Below are 20,158 nucleotides of genomic sequence, written 5' to 3' on the forward strand. Positions count from 1 at the left end.
CAGGGCGGCCGTCACGGCCCGCGTGGCGTCGGTGGAGCCTTCTTCCGTACGGCCTCGGATCCCACTACGGTGGCCGCAGCGCCGGGGGAGTCCGGCGTGTCCTTCGCGTGTGCATTTGTTTTGACCGCAGCCCATGCGGTAGGTACGCTCTGACCTTGTGCCTGGGGTGTCCTCAGGCTGCCGTGCGTGCACTCGTCCGTACGGAAGCCGGGTCTCGACACCGCAATCTGCCGCCGTCCTCGTTCCAGCGAGGGGTCTGCAGTATTCGACACACCCGACCGCGTGGGTCGGGGACTGTTCCAGGTTAGCTTTACCGAGACTGGCACACAGAAACCGGAGAAACGGTGCCTACGATCCAGCAGCTGGTCCGCAAGGGCCGGCAGGACAAGGTCGAGAAGAACAAGACGCCCGCACTGGAGGGTTCGCCCCAGCGCCGCGGCGTCTGCACGCGTGTTTTCACGACCACCCCGAAGAAGCCGAACTCGGCCCTGCGTAAGGTCGCACGTGTGCGTCTGACCAGCGGCATCGAGGTCACCGCTTACATTCCGGGTGAGGGCCACAACCTGCAGGAGCACTCGATCGTGCTCGTGCGTGGCGGCCGTGTGAAGGACCTGCCGGGTGTTCGGTACAAGATCATCCGCGGCTCCCTCGACACGCAGGGCGTCAAGAACCGCAAGCAGGCTCGCAGCCGCTACGGCGCCAAGAAGGAGAAGTAAGAATGCCTCGTAAGGGCCCCGCCCCGAAGCGCCCGGTCATCATCGACCCGGTCTACAGCTCTCCTCTGGTGACCTCCCTCATCAACAAGGTCCTGCTGAACGGCAAGCGCTCCACCGCCGAGCGCATCGTCTACGGCGCCATGGAGGGTCTGCGTGAGAAGACCGGCAACGACCCGGTCATCACGCTGAAGCGCGCGCTGGAGAACATCAAGCCGACCCTTGAGGTCAAGTCCCGCCGTGTCGGTGGCGCGACCTACCAGGTCCCGGTCGAGGTCAAGCCCGGCCGTGCCGCCACGCTCTCGCTGCGCTGGCTCGTGGGCTACTCCCGCGCCCGCCGGGAGAAGACCATGACCGAGCGCCTCATGAACGAGCTGCTGGACGCCTCGAACGGCCTCGGCGCTTCGGTCAAGAAGCGCGAGGACACGCACAAGATGGCCGAGTCCAACAAGGCCTTCGCGCACTACCGCTGGTAGTCGCTACCCCCATCGAGACCGAGAGAAGATTGAGCCGATATGGCTACCACTTCGCTTGACCTGGCCAAGGTCCGCAACATTGGGATCATGGCCCACATCGACGCGGGCAAGACGACCACCACCGAGCGGATCCTGTTCTACACCGGTGTTTCTTACAAGATCGGTGAGGTCCACGACGGCGCAGCCACGATGGACTGGATGGAGCAGGAGCAGGAGCGCGGCATCACGATCACGTCTGCCGCGACGACCTGCCACTGGCCGCTGAACGACGTCGACCACACCATCAACATCATCGACACCCCGGGCCACGTCGACTTCACCGTCGAGGTGGAGCGTTCGCTGCGCGTGCTCGACGGTGCCGTGACGGTGTTCGACGGCGTTGCCGGTGTTGAGCCGCAGTCCGAGACCGTCTGGCGCCAGGCGGACCGCTACGGCGTGCCGCGCATCTGCTTCGTCAACAAGCTCGACCGCACCGGTGCGGAGTTCCACCGCTGCGTCGACATGATCGTGGACCGCCTGGGCGCGACCCCGATCGTGATGCAGCTGCCGATCGGCACCGAGGCGGACTTCAAGGGCGTCATCGACCTCGTCTCCATGAGGGCGCTGGTCTGGTCCGCCGAGGCCGCCAAGGGCGAGATGTACGACACCGTCGACATCCCGGCCACGCACGCCGAGGCCGCCGACGAGTGGCGCGGCAAGCTCCTCGAGGCCGTCGCCGAGAACGACGAAGAGATGATGGAGCTGTACCTGGAGGGCCAGGAGCCCACCACGGACCAGCTGCACGCGGCGATCCGTCGCATCACCATCAACTCGGGCAAGGGTGGCGACACCACCGTCACCCCGGTGTTCTGCGGTACCGCGTTCAAGAACAAGGGCGTCCAGCCCCTGCTCGACGCGGTCGTGCGCTACCTCCCGTCGCCGCTGGACGTCGAGGCCATCGAGGGCCACGCCGTCAACGACTCGGAAGAGGTCATCAAGCGCCGCCCGTCCGAGGACGAGCCGCTGGCCGCGCTGGCGTTCAAGATTGCGAGCGACCCCCACCTGGGCAAGCTCACCTTCATCCGGGTGTACTCGGGCCGCCTTGAGGCCGGCTCGCAGGTCACCAACTCGGTGAAGGGCAAGAAGGAGCGCATCGGCAAGATCTACCGGATGCACGCGAACAAGCGTGAGGAGATCGAGTCGGTGGGTGCCGGTGACATCGTCGCCGTCATGGGTCTGAAGCAGACCACCACCGGTGAGACCCTCTGCGACCCGTCGCACCAGGTCATCCTGGAGTCGATGGAGTTCCCGGCCCCGGTCATCCAGGTCGCCATCGAGCCCAAGTCCAAGGGCGACCAGGAGAAGCTGGGTGTCGCCATCCAGCGTCTCGCCGAGGAGGACCCGTCCTTCCAGGTCTCCACGCACGAGGAGACCGGCCAGACCATCATCGCGGGTATGGGCGAGCTGCACCTCGACGTGCTGGTCGACCGTATGAAGCGCGAGTTCCGGGTCGAGGCCAACGTCGGCAAGCCGCAGGTCGCGTACCGCGAGACGCTGCGCAAGGCCGTCGAGCGCCTGGACTACACGCACAAGAAGCAGACTGGTGGTTCCGGCCAGTTCGCGAAGGTGCAGATCGCGATCGCGCCCCTGGAGGGCGACGGTTACGAGTTCGAGAACAAGGTCACCGGTGGCCGTATCCCGCGGGAGTACATCCCGTCCGTGGACGCGGGCTGCCAGGAGGCGATGGAGTTCGGCGTGCTCGCCGGCTACCCGCTGACCGGTGTCAAGGTGACCCTGCTCGACGGTGCGTTCCACGAGGTCGACTCCTCCGAGATGGCCTTCAAGATCGCCGGTTCGATGGCCTTCAAGGAGGCCGCCCGCAAGGCCAGCCCGGCCCTGCTGGAGCCGATGATGAAGGTCGAGGTGACGACGCCCGAGGACTACATGGGTGACGTCATCGGCGACATCAACTCGCGCCGCGGTCAGATCCAGTCCATGGAGGACCGCAGCGGCGCCAAGCTCGTCACGGGCCTGGTTCCGCTCTCGGAGATGTTCGGCTACGTCGGAGACCTCCGCAGCAAGACCTCGGGTCGCGCAAGCTACTCGATGCAGTTCGACTCCTACGCCGAGGTTCCGCGGAACGTCGCCGAGGAGATCATCGCGAAGGCCAAGGGCGAGTAGCTCCGTCTCGCACGAGTCGGAACACGCTTTAGGCTTGACACCGTCTGCCGGGGTCCGTCCCCGCCACCCGCGGGGTGGACCCCCGGCAGCCGGCACCCCAGCAAAGATCACCTGGCGCCGATGAGTAAGGCGTACAGAACCACTCCACAGGAGGACCCCAGTGGCGAAGGCGAAGTTCGAGCGGACTAAGCCGCACGTCAACATCGGCACCATCGGTCACATCGACCACGGTAAGACGACCCTCACGGCCGCCATTACCAAGGTGCTGCACGACGCGTACCCGGACCTGAACGAGGCCTCGGCCTTCGACCAGATCGACAAGGCTCCCGAAGAGCGCCAGCGCGGTATCACCATCTCGATCGCGCACGTCGAGTACCAGACGGAGAACCGTCACTACGCCCACGTCGACTGCCCCGGTCACGCGGACTACATCAAGAACATGATCACCGGTGCCGCCCAGATGGACGGCGCGATCCTCGTGGTCGCCGCGACCGACGGTCCGATGCCGCAGACCAAGGAGCACGTGCTCCTGGCCCGCCAGGTCGGCGTTCCCTACATCGTCGTCGCCCTGAACAAGGCCGACATGGTGGACGACGAGGAGATCCTGGAGCTCGTCGAGCTCGAGGTCCGTGAGCTCCTCTCCGAGTACGAGTTCCCCGGCGACGACGTTCCGGTCGTCAAGGTCTCGGCTCTCAAGGCTCTCGAAGGCGACGCGGAGTGGGGCCAGTCGGTCCTGAACCTGATGGAGGCCGTCGACGGCGCCATCCCGCAGCCCGAGCGTGACGTCGACAAGCCGTTCCTGATGCCGATCGAGGACGTCTTCACGATCACCGGCCGTGGCACCGTTGTCACCGGTCGTATCGAGCGTGGTGTCCTCAAGGTCAACGAGACCGTCGACATCATCGGCATCAAGACCGAGAAGACCACCACCACGGTCACCGGCATCGAGATGTTCCGCAAGCTGCTCGACGAGGGCCAGGCCGGTGAGAACGTCGGTCTGCTGCTCCGTGGCATCAAGCGCGAGGACGTCGAGCGCGGCCAGGTCATCATCAAGCCGGGCTCGGTCACCCCGCACACGGAGTTCGAGGCGCAGGCGTACATCCTGTCGAAGGACGAGGGTGGCCGCCACACCCCGTTCTTCAACAACTACCGCCCGCAGTTCTACTTCCGTACCACGGACGTGACCGGCGTCGTGACCCTCCCCGAGGGCACCGAGATGGTCATGCCGGGCGACAACACCGAGATGTCGGTCCAGCTGATCCAGCCGGTCGCCATGGAGGAAGGCCTGAAGTTCGCCATCCGTGAGGGTGGCCGGACCGTCGGCGCCGGCCAGGTCACCAAGATCGTCAAGTAACTCTGACGGTCGGGGTAACCCGGCAGCTCTTCCGAGCGCTCAGAGAAGCCCCGCTCACCTTCGGGTGAGCGGGGCTTCTCGCTGTTGACGGCCGGGGCCTTCTGCTCGGCCCGCCCGCTGCCTAGCATGTGCGGGACGGCGCGTACCCCACCCGGGGACGCGACCCTTCTTCCGAAAGCGACGCCATGCTGCGCACCATGTTCAAGTCCAAGATCCACCGCGCCACCGTCACCCAGGCGGACCTGCACTACGTCGGCTCCGTGACGGTCGACGCCGACCTCCTGGACGCCGCCGACCTGCTGCCCGGCGAGCTGGTCCACATCGTCGACATCACCAACGGCGCCCGCCTGGAGACGTACATCATCGAGGGCGAACGCGCCTCCGGCGTCCTCGGCATCAACGGCGCCGCCGCCCACCTCGTCCACCCCGGCGACCTGGTGATCCTCATCAGCTACGCCCAGGTGTCCGACGCGGAAGCCCGGACGCTGCGCCCGCGCGTCGTCCACGTGGACGGGGAGAACCGCATCGTCGGCGTCGGTACGGACGCGTCGGAGCCGGTACCGGGGGGCGGGGAGGAGCGGAGTCCGGGGGCGGTGGTGCGGGGGGTGTGAAGGGGCGGGCGGCCCCTCGGGGCGGAGGCGTACGACGTACGACGAGGGGAGCGGGCGAGTGCGGAGAAGCAGGAGCGGGCTGGTGGCGCAGTTCGTCGCGCAGTGGGTGTACCTGCCGCTCTGGGCCGCCTCCTCCCTGGTGCTGTGTGCCGTGGTCGCGCTGGCCTCGGCCGGGCTGAACCCGCCCAAGAGCTGGTTCAACCCCGCGCGCGGGCTGTTGACCTGGTCGCGGCTGAAGGCCGAGTGGTCCCGCGATCCGGACGCCTGGCGTTCGTACGCCGATGACAGGCTGGGGCGCCGGTTGCGGAAGGCGCCGGCCCACCAGGCGCTGCACGTTGCTCCGGCTGCGGAGGGGGAGCGGCGGGTGGTTTCGGTGGTGCTTCCGGTGCGGTTCTTCCGCGGGGTCGGGGCCGGGTACGCGGTCGGTGTGGCCCGGGGGCTGGGGTGGTCGGCCGAGGTGCTGCCCGTGGACCGGGGGCAGTGGCACCCGGGGGCCGTGCGGGCATTCCGGGAGTACGAGGCCCGGGCGGTGGGCGCGGAGGCAACGGGTCCGGCATAGGGCGCGTGGCGTCGGATTCCCGTCGTTCCGCCCGGTGTGGCGCACGCACGGCGCGCCGTTCACGGTGGGGGCGGAGGTGTGGGAAAGCCGAAGGCCATGTGGGGGCAGGTGGGGCCGGTGGCGTCGAAGTTGAGGCGGTGCATGAGGCGGGGGAGGTCGGCGGGGATGGGGGTCCGGCCGTGGACGACGGCCGTGTTGTCGGCGATCAGTACGTCGCCGGCGGTGAGCTTGAAGCTCAGCCGGTTTTCGGGCGCGGTGAAGAAGCGGCACAGCTCCGCGTACTGGTCGCGTACGTCGGGGCGCGGCACGACCCGCGACACGCCGTCCGCCATCCGGAACCTCAGCGTGCACACGCCGTCGCGGTGCCGGAACAGCGGCTGGGTGCTGACCTGGTCGGTCCGGCTGATCGTCAGCGCGTCGGGCTCGGCCAGCGCGTCCGTGCGGCCCGGGAAGCACCGCGCCAGGTGTGTGTAGGCCGCCTGGGCGCTGGCCAGGACGGACAGGCCGCCGCGTAGGGCCGGACGGACGCACTGGAGGGTGATCAGGGCCTCCGGGCGGTCGCGGTACGCGCCGTCCGTGTGCAGCAGGTGCTCCGCCCGGGACGAGCCGAGAAACCCGGCGACCGGCTCCGCCGGGGTGATCGGCACGATCCCGTCGCCGTCCGCGCGGGGGTGCGGCGCCGGGTTGCCGAAACGCTGCCGCAGGCCGAGCAGGTCCCGGCGGCTCCCGGTGCGGTCCGCGCAGCGCAGGATCGCGAAGCCGTACCGGTTGAACGCGGCCAGCATCGCGTCCTCCTGCGCCGTGGTCATACGGCTCAGGGAAGGGACGCGGACGGTCTGTGCCGCCACGGACAGGCCGGCGCCGAACGGGCGGCGCAGGTCAGGCGGGGCCATGGCCGGTGTCCTCCGGGCGCGGGGACGCGGGCGTCGGCTGCGTGGCGAGGGTGGCCAGCCAGTCGCGCAGTACGGCGGCGGCCATCCGCTCGGTGCCGGCGCGGTCGTGGCGTACGTCGCCGGGGGCGTCCGCGCGGCCGTCCGGGTGGCGGTGGTGGAAGGCCGTGATGGCCTCGCCGTCGGCCGGGTGCTCGGCGCCGCTCTCCATCCGGAGCATGATCTTCGCGAGGAGGGCGGTCGCCTTGTAGAGCACCCGCAGGTCGGGCTCGCCGAGCAGCAGCTGTTTGCGCAGGGTGACGGCCGCCTGGACCCCGTCGCGCACACTGACGTCCGCGTACGTCACGGCGTCCGGTACGGGCAGCGTGAGGCCGGGTGCGCACCACAGGGGTGCGATGGCGCCCGCCCCGCTGAGGGTGAGGACGTGCAGCAGCCGCGGGGGCAGGGCGCCCGTGCGGAACTCGTCCTCGGTGAGCACCGTCATGGTCATCCGGACCCCGTCCAGCACCGGTTCCAGCTCCGCGCGCACCTGCCGGAGGCGGGGCAGCTCGTCCTGCTCCGCCAGGACGAGGACGTCCAGGTCGCTCCAGCCGTGCCGGTACGTGGCCCGGGCCGCGCTGCCGGTGACGGCGAGCAGGTCCACGGCGGCCGTCGGCCGGGTGAGGCGTTCGCGCAGGTCACGCAGGTACTGGCCGAGGCACGGCGGGAGGCCGAGGCTGTGCACCGAGACGGGCCTGACCGGCCGGAACGTCCAGGCCGCGGCGAAGGCGAGCCGGTCCAGCCGCCGCTGAAGGCTCAGGCGGGGCCAGGGGGAGGGGGCGGCTTCGGGGGGCGCTGGGTCCGGGCGTACCGGGGAGGGGTGTGCGGGGTCGAGTCGTACCGGGCCGGGGTGTGCCGGCTCGGGGCGTACCGGGTCGGGGCGTACCGGGTCGGGGTGTACGGCGCGTAGTCGGTCGCCGAAGAGTTTGCGGAGTTCCTCGATGGTGGCCCGGTCACGTACGGGCTCGACGCTCACGCGGTCGAGGAAGGGGTGCGCGGCGCAGTATCGGTCGAGGCCGTCGGTGAGGCGTTCGGCCCGTACGGCGGGGTCGTCGGTGTCCGGAGCGGCCGGGAGGTGCGGCGCCGCGTCCGTGAGGTGCCCGGCGTCGAGCCGGGCGTAGCCGCGGCGGGTGCGCAGGTATTCGCCGGCGGCGTCGCGCGCCTGGTCGCAGTCGCCGCCCAGCGCCACCACCCGTACCCGGGAGAGGGCGCATTCCGGGACCGCGGGGTACAGCCGGTGCAGGGTCTGGCGCAGCTCGTGCTGGATGTCGACCGCCGGGCGGTCGCCGACGACGACGGCGGTGCCGAACCGCCCCTCCTCGATGAGGCGGTTGATCTGCTCGTGCAGTCGCTGCTGGTAGTTCTCCAGGAGGCTGTCGGGCGCTGGGGACCGGGCCAGGGCGCGCGCGGCACCGAGGGCGGGGTCCTCGTCGTGCAGCAGGACGATGCCGTACTCGCCCTTCTCGGCAGCGCGCAGGGCGGTGCGGTACGGCGCGAGGGCCATCCGCGCCTCGTGCGCCGCGCGCCCCGGACCACAGTGCTCGCGCACCGCGACGACCGCGGCGAGCATCGCCTCCAGCATGGGCAGGCCCTGCCGTACGCAGGGCAGGTCACCGGCCCGGGGCTGCCGGGCGCGGGCGAGGAAGGACGCGGCGAGCACGTCCGCCAGCTGCTGGTTCGAAGCGCCCTCCAGCCGCCAGCCCGTTCTCTCCGTGCCGCGGAGGGCGGGCCACCGGGGGGCGTGCGCCTCCGTGCGGGCGGCGACCTCGACCTGCGGGGTACGGCGGGCCAGCAGGCGCAGCTGGGTGTCCTTGCCCACGTGGGCCGGGCCGCTGAGAGCGATGACCCGGTGTGCCGCCGGCGGGCGGTCCTCGGTCGGTGGATTCAGGGACATGGTGTTTTTCCTCCGGTGGTGTGCGGGGGAGTGGAATGCGAGGTTTCGGTGGCATGGGTGGTCAGGCGTGCTTCATTTCGGTGGGTATTTCTTGGGAGGGAATTCAGGGGGAGGGTAGGAGGAGGGGTTTTTCTGGAACTCGGATAATTCCGCAGCTGCACTGCGTCGTACGCCGTCCGCCGTTCCTGCGTAAGCGGATCATCGGACCGGGGAAAACATCACCGCAGTCGGTGTTCACGTCTTCGCCGCTGTGCCCGCGTCCCCGTCCGTTCGCGTTTCCGTGCCGCTCGCGGGCTTTCGGGCCGTCTCCGTGGGCGCCATGGCCGTACGGGACAGGGCGAAGCCGACGGCGGCGGCTGCCGTGAGGGAGGTCAGGCCGCCGGTGAGGAAGCCGGCGCGGGGGCCGTGGGTCTCGGTGATCCAGCCGATGGCCGGCGCGGACACCGGTGTGCCGCCCATGAACGCGATCTTGAACAGGCTCATCACCCGGCCCCGTGTCGCGGCGCCCGCCGTGAGCTGGACGTGCGCGTTGGCGGTGGTGGTGACGGCCAGGCCGGCCATGCCGACCGGGACCAGCAGCGCCGCGAAGAGCCACGGGGCGGGTGCGAGGGCCGCGGCCGTCTCCAGCGCGCCGAACAACAGTCCCGCCGCCGTCAGCACCCGCCGCGGCGGCGCCTGGCTGCGCGCCGCCCACAGCGCCCCCGCCACCGCTCCCGCCGCCAGCAGGGAGCTGAGCAGCCCGTAGACGCCGGAGCCGCTGTGGAAGACCCGTACGGTGAACGCGGTCAGCCAGACAGGGAAGTTGAACCCGAACGTGCCGATGAAGGCGACCAGCACGATCGGCCACAGCAGGGCGGGATCGTGGCCGACCTGCCGCAGGGTCGCCCTGACCTGGCCGCTGCCGTGCGGGGCGCGCTCGGCCGGGTGCATCTCGCCGGGGCACATGAGCAGCAGGGCGGCCAGGGGTGCGAGGTAGGAGAGGGCGTTGAGGAGGAAGGCCCAGCCGCTGCCCGCCACCGCGATCACGACGCCGGCGACGGCGGGGCCGACCAGGCGCGTGGCCTGGAAGGCGGCGGCGTTCAGGCTCACCGCGTTGCGCAGCTGCTCCGGCCCGACCAGTTCGGCGACGAACGCCTGCCGGGCGGGGGCGTCCGCGACGGCGACCAGGCCCAGGACGGCCGCCATGATGTACACGTGCCAAGGCCGCACCTGGCCGGACAGCACCAGCACGGCCAGGATCAGGCTCGTCGTGCCCAGCACGGTCTGGGTGCGCAGCAGCAGCCGGCGCATGGGCAGCCGGTCGGCGATCAGGCCGCCGTGCAGCCCGAGGAGCAGCATCGGCACGTACTGGAGTCCGACGGTGACCCCGACGGCGGTGGGGGAGCCGGTCAGTTGGGCGACCAGCCAGTCCTGGGCGATGCGCTGCATCCACGTACCGGTGTTCGAGACGGCCTGCCCGGCGGCGAACAGCCGGAAGTTGCGGATGCGGAGCGAGCCGAACGTCGTCGCGCCCGGCGGTGCGGTTCGGTCGGGCTTTTTCTTCGCGTTCCGGGAATGGCGTCCGGTCGGGAAGAAATGCGTGCCGCGCCGAGAGCGGGGACCGAAATTCACGGTGAAAACCTCCTCGCCGCCGCCCGGTCGGTATGCATCCAGGATTCCCTTTCGGGTGGCGCATAGTCGCGGGGGTCGCAGCTTCAGCCGGAAGGCTTTCATCTCTTGTGAGCTGTAGGATTGTGCGGGCAGTTCGATACGGTGGGTATTCGTCTGCGCCGGATGGCGTTTTACGCCCGGCGGCCGGGGGGAATGCGGCCGTGCGCGGTGGTGAGCCGGAGCGGGGCAGGGGCGTGCGCCGCGCGGTGCGCTCCGAGTTCGGGTCGCGGGGTGCGGCGCGCACGGATTACCGAGGGTGCTTCCGTCATTTGGAGTAACGTACTGGTGTCGGAGCGTCACTGCCCGGGGAGGGGCGGCGCGCGCCGAGGGGGTCAGGCGTCGCCAGGAATCCAGTCGGCACCAGAGGAGTCCGCCTCTCGTGGTAGTTGCTCACCCCGTCGCCCGTGCCGCACCGCGGGGCGCGTGCCCCGTGTCCGCCGCTCCGGAGCCGCGCGCACGCCGCGGGCCGCCGGGCCGCGGCCCGGCGCCGTCCGTGCGCGCCGACGGGCGGTGAGCGGGTGGTCGGCAGCGAGATCAGGCCCTGCGATCACCCCAAGAAGGACGTCCGGCGGGTCCTGGAGAAGTGGGCGGCCCGGGGCTGGGTGCTGCGCAAGGACGGGCACTGGGGGCGGCTCTACTGCCCCTGCGAGGGGCGGTGCACCGTCATTCCGGTGGCGGGTACGCCGCGCAGCGCCACCGCGCACGCCCGCGTGATCGACCGGCTGGCGGCGCGGTGTCCGCTGCCGGGCGACGCGGCGAACCGGAGTCTGACGGGGATGCCGCGCGGCGAAGCGTGACCGCCGCGTCAACTGAGATGGACCACCGGTGACCGTACGCTTTGCGACAGTTGCCCGCGCGGGATCCGACAGGCTTTGTCATGCTTTGTCTGTTGACGAACGACAACAGACCTGCAACCCTGCCGGAGGACTAGGGGGACGCCGCCATGGACTACGACTTCACCTTCGTCGTCACGGGTGCGACCGTCGACGACCAGGACGCCGTCGATGCGCTGCGCGAGAACTGCGACGCCCTTCTGGCGCGGGCGGGCGGCACCGACCTGCTCAGCATCACCTGGCCCGGTGACTGCGCGGTCCGGGCCGCGCTCGAAGCGGCCTCGGCGGTCCGGGCCGCGGTACCGCGCCTGCGGGTACGCCGCCTCGACCGCGACCTGGTCGGCATACACGAGATCGCCGAGCGCACGGGCCGCTCCCGCCAGAACGTCGCGCAGTGGGCGGCCGGCGCCCGCAAGGTCCGCGGCGCGCCCTTCCCGGCCGCCGAGGGGACCGTCGGACGCTCCCAGGCGTGGCTGTGGCCGGAGGTCAACCGCTGGCTCGCCGCGCACGGCCTCGACGACGGCGCTGCGTACCCCACCCGCGAGGAGATGGCGGAGATCGACGTGGCGCTGGCCGGACGGGTCTCGCTGACGTTCCGGTTCGCCGCGACCGCGGGCTTCCGGGAAGGGCGCCAGCGCGTCATCGACGAGCTGCGCAACCGGCACATAAACCGGTTCCTGGGCATACTGGCGGGGTTCGAGGGGACCACCGACGAGCACGGCGACCACGTCCTGGTCGTGGCCGACGGCCGGGAGCCCGCGCGCGGCGTCATGGAGCGGGTGGCGCAGTTCCCGCACGACGTGGTGCTGGTCACCGAGACCGACCGGTTCACCGTCACGGTCCTCTCCAGCCGGGGCCCGGACCGCTCCGGCCGCGTCGTCCCCGTTCCGGGCACGGCGACGGTCGGCGAGTGGCTCCGCCAGGTCCGGGACTTCCCGCACGCGGTGTTCACCGTGGAGGGTGACGACCGTCTCACGGAGGAGTCCGCCCGTATCCAGTGGCAGCTGGCGATCGCCGCGTGACGGCGGGGCCGCCGCGCCCCGCCCGTGGCCCGTACCGGCGTGCCGGAGGCGGGTCCGTGCATCCGGACGGTGCGCTGCGGTGTACGATCTCCGACTCGATTGGCAGCGGTCACCGCTGGTATGGCACACTGTCCAGGTTGCTCGGTTGAGTGCCGATGCTGCGCGCCTCCCGCCGGGAGGACTGGAAGCGAGTCCTAGGTATTCGTCGCTCCTTATCAGGGGCGGAAGTACGGGAATCTTCCGGGAAGCGTCAGCGGGGTGCCTCAGCCAGGCGCCTGGTGGGTGTTCATCCCCCACGTTTTCCTTCTCGAAGGATCGCCCTTGCGGGGATCTGCGGGAAGGAGCGCGACACGCCCGACCGCGTGGGTCGGTGGATGAACGGCAACGCACCAGGTCCCAGAGCGTTACGAGAGACAGGACTACGAAGTAGCCATGGCGGGACAGAAGATCCGCATCCGGCTCAAGGCCTACGACCACGAGGTCATCGACACGTCGGCGAAGAAGATCGTCGAGACGGTGACCCGTACTGGTGCGTCGGTCGCGGGCCCGGTGCCGCTCCCCACCGAGAAGAACGTGTACTGCGTCATCAAGTCGCCGCACAAGTACAAGGACTCGCGCGAGCACTTCGAGATGCGCACGCACAAGCGCCTGATCGACATTCTCGACCCGACGCCCAAGACCGTTGACTCGCTGATGCGCCTGGACCTTCCGGCCGGCGTTGACATCGAGATCAAGCTCTGAGAGGCGCAGTAGAGATGGCTAAGCAGATCAAGGGCATCCTGGGCGAGAAGCTCGGCATGACCCAGGTCTGGGACGAGAACAACCGTGTCGTCCCGGTCACTGTGGTCAAGGCCGGCCCCTGCGTCGTTACCCAGGTGCGCACCAATGACCAGGACGGCTACGACTCCGTCCAGATCGCCTTCGGCGAGATCGACCCGCGCAAGGTGAACAAGCCCCTCAAGGGCCACTTCGCGAAGGCCGACGTCACCCCCCGCCGTCACCTCGTCGAGGTCCGTACCACTGACGCCAGTGAGTACACCCTCGGCCAGGAGCTGACCGCCGAGACCTTCGAGTCGGGCGTCAAGGTGGACGTGACCGGCAAGAGCAAGGGCAAGGGCTTCGCCGGTGTCATGAAGCGTCACGGCTTCCACGGCGGCAAGGCTTCGCACGGTGCCCACCGCGTGCACCGCAAGCCGGGCTCCATCGGTGGCTGCGCCACCCCGGGCCGCGTGTTCAAGGGCATGCGGATGGCCGGCCGTATGGGCAACGAGCGGGTCACCACCCAGAACCTGACCGTCCATGCCGTTGACGCGGAGAAGGGCCTGCTGCTCATCAAGGGCGCAGTTCCTGGTCCGAACGGCGGCCTCGTCCTGGTCCGTACCGCGGCCAAGGGGGCCTGAGGTAACCGATGAGCACCATTGACATCCTTTCGCCGGCAGGCGACAAGGCCGGGACCGTCGAGCTCCCCACGGAGATCTTCGACGCGAAGGTCAGCATTCCGCTGATCCACCAGGTCGTTGTCGCGCAGCTGGCCGCGGCCCGTCAGGGCACGCACAAGACCAAGACTCGCGGCGAGGTCCGCGGCGGTGGCAAGAAGCCGTACCGCCAGAAGGGCACCGGCCGCGCGCGCCAGGGTTCGACCCGCGCGCCGCAGTTCGCCGGCGGTGGCGTCGTGCACGGTCCCGTGCCGCGTGACTACTCGCAGCGGACCCCGAAGAAGATGAAGGCCGCCGCCCTGCGCGGTGCCCTCACCGACCGGGCCCGCAACAGCCGCATCCACGTCGTCTCCGGCGTGGTCGAGGGCGAGGTCTCCACGAAGGCCGCCAAGGCTCTCCTCGGCAAGATCAGCGAGCGCAAGCACGTGCTGCTGGTCGCCGAGCGCGCCGACGAGGCCGCGTGGCTCTCCGCCCGCAACCTGCCCCAGGTCCACATCCTGGAGCCGGGCCAGCTGAACACGTACGACGTGCTCGTCTCCGACGACGTGGTCTTCACCAAGGCCGCTTTCGAGTCCTTCGTGGCTGGTCCCAAGGCCGCTGAGCTCGAAGGGAGCGCCGCCTGATGACTGAGGCGACCGTTACCAGCAAGTCCTTCTCGGACCCGCGCGACCTTCTGGTCAAGCCGGTCGTCTCCGAGAAGAGCTACGCGCTGCTGGACGAGAACAAGTACACGTTCATCGTCGACCCGCGTGCGAACAAGACCCAGATCAAGCAGGCCGTCGAGGCGGTCTTCTCGGTCAAGGTCACCGGGGTCAACACGATCAACCGCCAGGGCAAGCGCAAGCGCACCCGCACCGGTTTCGGTAAGCGCGCGAACACCAAGCGCGCCATCGTGACCCTCGCCGAGGGCGACCGTATCGACATCTTCGGCGGCCCGGTCTCCTAACGGAGTCCGAGTCGTCCGGAATCGGACGAGGACTGAGAAATGGGTATCCGCAAGTACAAGCCGACGACCCCGGGCCGTCGTGGCTCCAGCGTCGCCGACTTTGTCGAGATCACGCGGTCCACGCCGGAGAAGTCGCTGGTCCGCCCGCTGCACAGCAAGGGCGGCCGTAACAACGCCGGTCGTGTGACCGTTCGCCACCAGGGTGGTGGCCACAAGCGCGCCTACCGCGTGATCGACTTCCGTCGTCACGACAAGGACGGCGTGCCGGCCAAGGTCGCGCACATCGAGTACGACCCGAACCGCACCGCGCGCATCGCGCTGCTGCACTACGCAGACGGCGAGAAGCGCTACATCATCGCGCCGCGTGGCCTGGTGCAGGGTGCTCGGATTGAGAACGGCCAGGGCGCCGACATCAAGCCGGGCAACAACCTGCCGCTGCGCCACATCCCGGTCGGTACGACGATCCACGCCATCGAGCTGCGGCCCGGCGGCGGCGCGAAGTTCGCCCGCTCCGCGGGTGCCTCCGTGCAGCTGCTGGCGAAGGAAGGGGCCATGGCCCACCTTCGTATGCCGTCCGGTGAGATCCGCCTGGTCGACGTGCGCTGCCGCGCCACCGTCGGCGAGGTCGGCAATGCCGAGCAGTCGAACATCAACTGGGGCAAGGCCGGCCGTATGCGCTGGAAGGGCGTCCGCCCGACCGTGCGTGGTGTCGTGATGAACCCGGTCGACCACCCGCACGGTGGTGGTGAGGGCAAGACCTCCGGTGGTCGCCACCCGGTCTCGCCCTGGGGCCAGAAGGAGGGTCGTACGCGTTCGCCGAAGAAGGCTTCGAACAAGTACATCGTCCGCCGCCGCAAGACGAACAAGAAGCGCTAGGAGCGGGTTTAGATGCCGCGTAGTCTCAAGAAGGGGCCCTTCGTCGACGACCACCTGATCAAGAAGGTGGATGTTCAGAACGAAGCCGGCACCAAGAACGTCATCAAGACCTGGTCCCGCCGCTCCATGATCGTCCCGGCCATGCTCGGCCACACGATCGCGGTGCACGACGGCCGCAAGCACGTCCCGGTGTTCGTCACCGAGTCGATGGTCGGCCACAAGCTCGGCGAGTTTGCGCCGACCCGCACCTTCCGCGGCCACGAGAAGGACGACCGCAAGTCGCGTCGTCGCTGATCGACCGGAGTGCGAAGACTATGACTGACACCGAAGGGACAACCATGGAAGCCAGGGCCCAGGCGCGGTACATCCGCGTCACGCCCATGAAGGCCCGCCGCGTGGTGGACCTTATCCGTGGCATGGATGCCACGGAGGCTCAGGCGGTCCTGCGTTTCGCCCCGCAGGCCGCGAGCGTGCCCGTCGGCAAGGTGCTGGACAGCGCCATTGCCAACGCGGCGCACAACTACGACCACACCGACGCCGGCAGCCTCTTCATTTCCGAGGCGTACGTCGACGAGGGTCCGACCCTGAAGCGGTTCCGGCCGCGCGCCCAGGGCCGTGCCTACCGGATCCGCAAGCGGACCAGCCACATCACCGTGGTCGTCAGCAGCAAGGAAGGAACCCGGTAATGGGCCAGAAGGTAAACCCGCACGGGTTCCGGCTCGGCATCACCACCGACTTCAAGTCGCGTTGGTACGCCGACAAGCTGTACAAGGACTACGTCAAGGAAGACGTCGCCATTCGTCGCATGATGACGAAGGGCATGGAGCGCGCCGGTATCTCGAAGGTGGAGATCGAGCGCACCCGTGAGCGCGTCCGCGTCGACATCCACACCGCTCGTCCGGGCATCGTCATCGGCCGCCGCGGCGCCGAGGCCGACCGCATCCGCGGCGAACTGGAGAAGCTGACCGGCAAGCAGGTCCAGCTGAACATCCTCGAGGTCAAGAACCCCGAGACCGATGCTCAGCTCGTGGCCCAGGCCGTCGCCGAGCAGCTGTCCTCCCGCGTCTCCTTCCGTCGCGCCATGCGCAAGAGCATGCAGTCGACGATGAAGGCCGGCGCCAAGGGCATCAAGATCCAGTGTGGTGGCCGTCTCGGCGGCGCCGAGATGTCGCGCTCGGAGTTCTACCGCGAGGGCCGCGTGCCCCTGCACACGCTCCGCGCCAACGTCGACTACGGCTTCTTCGAGGCCAAGACCACCTTCGGCCGCATCGGCGTGAAGGTCTGGATCTACAAGGGCGACGTCAAGAACATCGCCGAGGTCCGCGCCGAGAACGCTGCCGCCCGTGCGGGTAACCGCCCGGCCCGCGGTGGCGGCAACGACCGCCCGCGCCGCGGTGGCGAGCGCGGCGGCCGTGGCGGCCGCAAGCCGCAGCAGAACGCCGCTGCCGAGGCCCCCAAGGCCGAGGCCGCTGCCGCTGCTCCGGCTGCTGAGAGCACCGGAACGGAGGGCTGACCGACATGCTGATCCCTCGCAGGGTCAAGCACCGCAAGCAGCACCACCCGAAGCGCAACGGTATGGCCAAGGGTGGCACCGAGCTTGCCTTCGGTGAGTACGGCATTCAGGCCGTGACCCCCGCCTACGTGACGAACCGGCAGATCGAGTCCGCTCGTATCGCCATGACCCGTCACATCAAGCGTGGCGGCAAGGTCTGGATCAACATTTACCCGGACCGCCCGCTGACGAAGAAGCCGGCCGAGACCCGCATGGGTTCCGGTAAGGGTTCTCCGGAGTGGTGGGTCGCGAACGTCAAGCCCGGTCGGGTGATGTTCGAGCTGTCCTTCCCGAACGAAAAGGTTGCGAAGGAGGCGCTGACCCGCGCCGCCCACAAGCTTCCGATGAAGTGCCGCATCGTGCGGCGCGAGGCAGGTGAGTCGTGATGGCGGCCGGTACCAAGGCGACCGAGCTGCGCGAGCTGAACAACGAGGACCTCGTTGCGAAGCTCCGCGAGGCCAAGGAGGAGCTGTTCAACCTCCGCTTCCAGGCGGCGACCGGACAGCTTGAGAACCACGGCCGGCTGAAGGCCGTCCGCAAGGACATCGCCCGGATCTACACCCTGATGCGGGAGCGCGAGCTCGGCATCGAGACGGTGGAGAGCGCCTGATGAGCGAGAAGAATGTGACTGAGACGAACGAGCAGCGCGGCTTCCGCAAGACCCGCGAGGGTCTCGTCGTCAGCGACAAGATGGACAAGACCGTCGTCGTCGCTGTCGAGGACCGTGTCAAGCACGCGCTGTACGGCAAGGTCATCCGCCGTACGAACAAGCTCAAGGCGCACGACGAGCAGAACGCTGCCGGTGTCGGCGACCGCGTCCTCCTGATGGAGACGCGTCCGCTGTCGGCGAGCAAGCGCTGGCGCATCGTCGAGATCCTCGAGAAGGCCAAGTAAGGAAATTCCCGTTCGGGAATTTTCATAGATACCGCCTGGGGGGTTTCCCCCAGGTCAGTTCCGCCAGGCTCGGCGGTGGGCCTCAGCAATGAGGCCCCCGCCGGGAACCGGCAGACGATCAGGAGATAGACGTGATCCAGCAGGAGTCGCGGCTTCGGGTCGCCGACAACACGGGTGCGAAGGAAATTCTCACCATCCGTGTTCTCGGTGGTTCGGGCCGCCGCTACGCGGGCATCGGTGACGTCATCGTCGCCACCGTCAAGGATGCGATCCCCGGTGGCAACGTGAAGAAGGGTGACGTCGTCAAGGCGGTCATCGTTCGCACCGTCAAGGAGCGCCGCCGTCCGGACGGCTCGTACATCCGCTTCGACGAGAACGCGGCCGTCATCCTCAAGAACGATGGCGACCCCCGCGGCACCCGCATCTTCGGCCCCGTGGGCCGGGAGCTGCGCGAGAAGAAGTTCATGAAGATCATCTCGCTCGCGCCGGAGGTGCTGTAACCGATGAAGATCAAGAAGGGCGACCTGGTCCAGGTCATCACCGGTAAGGACAAGGGCAAGCAGGGCAAGGTCATCGCGGCCTTCCCCCGCGAGGACCGGGTCCTGGTCGAGGGTGTCAACCGGGTCAAGAAGCACACGAAGGCCGGTCAGACCGCTCGCGGTTCCAAGACCGGCGGCATCGTGACGACCGAGGCCCCCATCCACGTCAGCAACGTGCAGCTGGTCGTGGAGAAGGACGGCAACAAGGTCGTCACCCGCGTCGGGTACCGCTTCGACGAAGAGGGCAACAAGATCCGCGTTGCCAAGCGGACCGGTGAGGACATCTGATGACTGCCACCACCAACGCGCCGCGCCTCAAGCAGCGCTACCGCGAAGAGATCGCCGGGAAGCTGAAGGACGAGTTCTCCTACGAGAACGTCATGCAGATCCCCGGTCTGACCAAGATCGTGGTCAACATGGGTGTGGGCGACGCCGCCCGCGACTCCAAGCTGATCGAGGGTGCCATCAAGGACCTCACCACGATCACCGGCCAGAAGCCGGCCGTCACCAAGGCCCGTAAGTCCATCGCGCAGTTCAAGCTGCGCGAGGGCCAGCCGATCGGTGCCCACGTCACCCTCCGCGGTGACCGCATGTGGGAGTTCCTGGACCGCCTGCTGTCGCTCGCGCTGCCGCGCATCCGCGACTTCCGTGGTCTGTCCCCGAAGCAGTTCGACGGTCGGGGCAACTACACCTTCGGTCTCACGGAGCAGGTCATGTTCCACGAGATCGACCAGGACAAGATCGACCGGCAGCGGGGCATGGACATCACCGTGGTCACCACGGCGTCCAACGACGATGAGGGCCGCGCCCTGCTTCGTCACCTCGGCTTCCCGTTCAAGGAGAACTGACCGTGGCGAAGAAGGCTCTGATCGCTAAGGCGGCCCGCAAGCCGAAGTTCGCTGTGCGCGCGTACACGCGTTGCCAGCGCTGCGGCCGTCCGCACTCCGTCTACCGCAAGTTCGGCCTGTGCCGCGTGTGCCTCCGTGAGATGGCTCACCGTGGCGAGCTGCCGGGCGTGACCAAGAGCTCCTGGTAACACCCCCTCCCGCGCGTCCGACCAGCCGCCTTACGGGCGGACCGGCGGACGTCAGGAGACACGTGGGTGGTTCCGGAGTCTCTCGGTAAGCATCTGTTCGGCGGGGGCCCGCCCTTTGATCCCGTAGGGTAGAAGGGTTGGGCGCCCGCCGCCCAGGAACGACTTACTACGCCGAAGGTCCCCGCGCCGCACCCGTCCCGACCCTGATCGGGGAGAGGGATGGCGCATACAGGAAACCCCGGCGAGAGAGGCCGAAGGCCAATTCATGACCATGACTGACCCCATCGCAGACATGCTCACGCGTCTGCGGAACGCGAACTCGGCGTACCACGACACCGTCGTGATGCCGCACAGCAAGATCAAGTCGCACATCGCGGAGATCCTCCAGCAGGAGGGTTACATCACCGGCTGGAAGGTCGAGGACGCCGAGGTCGGCAAGAACCTCATCCTCGAGCTGAAGTTCGGTCCGAACCGCGAGCGCTCGATCGCCGGCATCAAGCGCATCTCGAAGCCGGGCCTGCGGGTCTACGCAAAGTCCACCAACCTGCCGAAGGTGCTCGGCGGCCTGGGCGTGGCGATCATCTCCACGTCGCACGGTCTCCTCACCGGTCAGCAGGCCAGCAAGAAGGGCGTAGGCGGAGAAGTTCTCGCCTACGTCTGGTAATTCGGGAACGGAGG

At 68.8% G+C, this 20,158-nt stretch carries 27 protein-coding genes; 24 read left to right on the top strand and 3 right to left on the bottom strand.

What is annotated here, in order from left to right; all coding sequences use genetic code 11:
- The first annotated feature begins 344 nt into the window (after positions 1–344).
- The 6 genes from rpsL to AB0L45_RS13745 all read left to right on the top strand — a co-directional run bounded on the left by rpsL (position 345) and on the right by AB0L45_RS13745 (position 5,873).
- Entirely contained in the window at positions 345–716 is a 372-nt protein-coding gene (gene rpsL / locus AB0L45_RS13720) for a 30S ribosomal protein S12 (protein WP_003948652.1), read from the top strand.
- A 2-nt stretch (positions 717–718) separates the two neighbouring features.
- Positions 719–1,189: a 30S ribosomal protein S7 gene (rpsG, locus tag AB0L45_RS13725; protein WP_030017001.1), complete on the top strand. Its 471-nt coding sequence runs from the start codon at positions 719–721 to the stop codon at positions 1,187–1,189.
- 39 nt (positions 1,190–1,228) lie between these two features.
- Positions 1,229–3,349: an elongation factor G gene (gene fusA, locus AB0L45_RS13730; RefSeq protein ID WP_365839317.1), complete on the top strand. Its 2,121-nt coding sequence runs from the start codon at positions 1,229–1,231 to the stop codon at positions 3,347–3,349.
- A gap of 160 nt (positions 3,350–3,509) precedes the next feature.
- A complete protein-coding gene (gene tuf, locus AB0L45_RS13735) occupies positions 3,510–4,703 on the top strand; it encodes an elongation factor Tu (protein WP_030632473.1) in 1,194 nt (397 codons plus the stop codon).
- A gap of 185 nt (positions 4,704–4,888) precedes the next feature.
- Entirely contained in the window at positions 4,889–5,314 is a 426-nt protein-coding gene (panD, locus tag AB0L45_RS13740) for an aspartate 1-decarboxylase (RefSeq protein ID WP_365839320.1), read from the top strand.
- A gap of 82 nt (positions 5,315–5,396) precedes the next feature.
- A complete protein-coding gene (locus tag AB0L45_RS13745) occupies positions 5,397–5,873 on the top strand; it encodes a hypothetical protein (RefSeq protein WP_365839322.1) in 477 nt (158 codons plus the stop codon).
- Positions 5,874–5,932: 59 nt separating this feature from the next.
- Here AB0L45_RS13745 and AB0L45_RS13750 read toward each other — a convergent pair whose 3' ends face one another.
- The 3 genes from AB0L45_RS13750 to AB0L45_RS13760 all read right to left on the bottom strand — a co-directional run bounded on the left by AB0L45_RS13750 (position 5,933) and on the right by AB0L45_RS13760 (position 10,307).
- Entirely contained in the window at positions 5,933–6,766 is an 834-nt protein-coding gene (locus AB0L45_RS13750; RefSeq protein WP_365839324.1) for a TauD/TfdA family dioxygenase, read from the bottom strand.
- Positions 6,753–8,696, bottom strand: coding sequence for a nucleotidyltransferase domain-containing protein (locus AB0L45_RS13755; RefSeq protein ID WP_365839326.1), 1,944 nt, complete (start codon positions 8,694–8,696; stop codon positions 6,753–6,755). Before AB0L45_RS13755 ends, AB0L45_RS13750 begins: the two co-directional genes overlap by 14 nt.
- Before the next feature lie 234 nt (positions 8,697–8,930).
- Entirely contained in the window at positions 8,931–10,307 is a 1,377-nt protein-coding gene (locus tag AB0L45_RS13760; protein ID WP_365839328.1) for an MFS transporter, read from the bottom strand.
- 557 nt (positions 10,308–10,864) lie between these two features.
- On the opposite strand from AB0L45_RS13760, the gene AB0L45_RS13765 reads away from it, so the two are divergent.
- The 18 genes from AB0L45_RS13765 (at position 10,865) to rpsH (ending at position 20,144) form a co-directional block, all read left to right on the top strand.
- Positions 10,865–11,143 carry a hypothetical protein gene (locus AB0L45_RS13765; protein WP_365839330.1) on the top strand — a complete coding sequence of 93 codons (279 nt, stop codon included), beginning with the start codon at positions 10,865–10,867 and terminating at the stop codon, positions 11,141–11,143.
- 146 nt (positions 11,144–11,289) lie between these two features.
- Positions 11,290–12,201 carry a hypothetical protein gene (locus AB0L45_RS13770; protein WP_365839332.1) on the top strand — a complete coding sequence of 304 codons (912 nt, stop codon included), beginning with the start codon at positions 11,290–11,292 and terminating at the stop codon, positions 12,199–12,201.
- Positions 12,202–12,633: 432 nt separating this feature from the next.
- Positions 12,634–12,942: a 30S ribosomal protein S10 gene (gene rpsJ, locus AB0L45_RS13775; RefSeq protein WP_004571821.1), complete on the top strand. Its 309-nt coding sequence runs from the start codon at positions 12,634–12,636 to the stop codon at positions 12,940–12,942.
- Positions 12,943–12,956: 14 nt separating this feature from the next.
- Positions 12,957–13,601: a 50S ribosomal protein L3 gene (gene rplC, locus AB0L45_RS13780; protein ID WP_030016992.1), complete on the top strand. Its 645-nt coding sequence runs from the start codon at positions 12,957–12,959 to the stop codon at positions 13,599–13,601.
- An 8-nt stretch (positions 13,602–13,609) separates the two neighbouring features.
- Positions 13,610–14,260: a 50S ribosomal protein L4 gene (rplD, locus tag AB0L45_RS13785; RefSeq protein WP_030648847.1), complete on the top strand. Its 651-nt coding sequence runs from the start codon at positions 13,610–13,612 to the stop codon at positions 14,258–14,260.
- Complete coding sequence (rplW, locus tag AB0L45_RS13790; protein ID WP_030016990.1) at positions 14,260–14,583, top strand: 50S ribosomal protein L23; 324 nt, start codon at positions 14,260–14,262, stop codon at positions 14,581–14,583. The genes rplD and rplW overlap by 1 nt, the downstream gene beginning before the upstream one ends.
- Positions 14,584–14,622: 39 nt before the next feature.
- A complete protein-coding gene (rplB, locus tag AB0L45_RS13795) occupies positions 14,623–15,459 on the top strand; it encodes a 50S ribosomal protein L2 (protein ID WP_365839335.1) in 837 nt (278 codons plus the stop codon).
- 12 nt (positions 15,460–15,471) lie between these two features.
- Positions 15,472–15,753, top strand: coding sequence for a 30S ribosomal protein S19 (gene rpsS, locus AB0L45_RS13800; RefSeq protein WP_014178772.1), 282 nt, complete (start codon positions 15,472–15,474; stop codon positions 15,751–15,753).
- A gap of 44 nt (positions 15,754–15,797) precedes the next feature.
- Entirely contained in the window at positions 15,798–16,145 is a 348-nt protein-coding gene (rplV, locus tag AB0L45_RS13805) for a 50S ribosomal protein L22 (protein ID WP_032926743.1), read from the top strand.
- On the top strand, positions 16,145–16,972 hold the full coding sequence (rpsC, locus tag AB0L45_RS13810) for a 30S ribosomal protein S3 (RefSeq protein WP_004571828.1): 828 nt from the start codon (positions 16,145–16,147) through the stop codon (positions 16,970–16,972). The genes rplV and rpsC overlap by 1 nt, the downstream gene beginning before the upstream one ends.
- A gap of 5 nt (positions 16,973–16,977) precedes the next feature.
- Positions 16,978–17,397, top strand: a complete 420-nt coding sequence (gene rplP, locus AB0L45_RS13815) for a 50S ribosomal protein L16 (RefSeq protein WP_004571829.1) — start codon at positions 16,978–16,980, stop codon at positions 17,395–17,397.
- Positions 17,397–17,621, top strand: a complete 225-nt coding sequence (gene rpmC / locus AB0L45_RS13820) for a 50S ribosomal protein L29 (protein WP_004950453.1) — start codon at positions 17,397–17,399, stop codon at positions 17,619–17,621. Before rplP ends, rpmC begins: the two co-directional genes overlap by 1 nt.
- On the top strand, positions 17,621–17,905 hold the full coding sequence (gene rpsQ / locus AB0L45_RS13825) for a 30S ribosomal protein S17 (RefSeq protein WP_004571831.1): 285 nt from the start codon (positions 17,621–17,623) through the stop codon (positions 17,903–17,905). Before rpmC ends, rpsQ begins: the two co-directional genes overlap by 1 nt.
- Positions 17,906–18,036: 131 nt before the next feature.
- Positions 18,037–18,405, top strand: coding sequence for a 50S ribosomal protein L14 (gene rplN / locus AB0L45_RS13830; RefSeq protein WP_003974257.1), 369 nt, complete (start codon positions 18,037–18,039; stop codon positions 18,403–18,405).
- Between the two features lie 3 nt (positions 18,406–18,408).
- Complete coding sequence (gene rplX, locus AB0L45_RS13835; protein ID WP_365839339.1) at positions 18,409–18,732, top strand: 50S ribosomal protein L24; 324 nt, start codon at positions 18,409–18,411, stop codon at positions 18,730–18,732.
- Positions 18,732–19,292: a 50S ribosomal protein L5 gene (gene rplE, locus AB0L45_RS13840; RefSeq protein ID WP_030016984.1), complete on the top strand. Its 561-nt coding sequence runs from the start codon at positions 18,732–18,734 to the stop codon at positions 19,290–19,292. The genes rplX and rplE overlap by 1 nt, the downstream gene beginning before the upstream one ends.
- A 2-nt stretch (positions 19,293–19,294) precedes the next feature.
- The gene (locus AB0L45_RS13845) at positions 19,295–19,480 is read left to right on the top strand and encodes a type Z 30S ribosomal protein S14 (protein ID WP_004571834.1); all 186 of its coding nucleotides are present in this window, start codon (positions 19,295–19,297) and stop codon (positions 19,478–19,480) included.
- A gap of 265 nt (positions 19,481–19,745) precedes the next feature.
- Complete coding sequence (gene rpsH, locus AB0L45_RS13850) at positions 19,746–20,144, top strand: 30S ribosomal protein S8 (RefSeq protein WP_004571835.1); 399 nt, start codon at positions 19,746–19,748, stop codon at positions 20,142–20,144.
- Positions 20,145–20,158 lie beyond the last annotated feature (14 nt).

Source organism: Streptomyces sp. NPDC052496, from assembly GCF_040679095.1.
GTDB lineage: Bacteria > Actinomycetota > Actinomycetes > Streptomycetales > Streptomycetaceae > Streptomyces.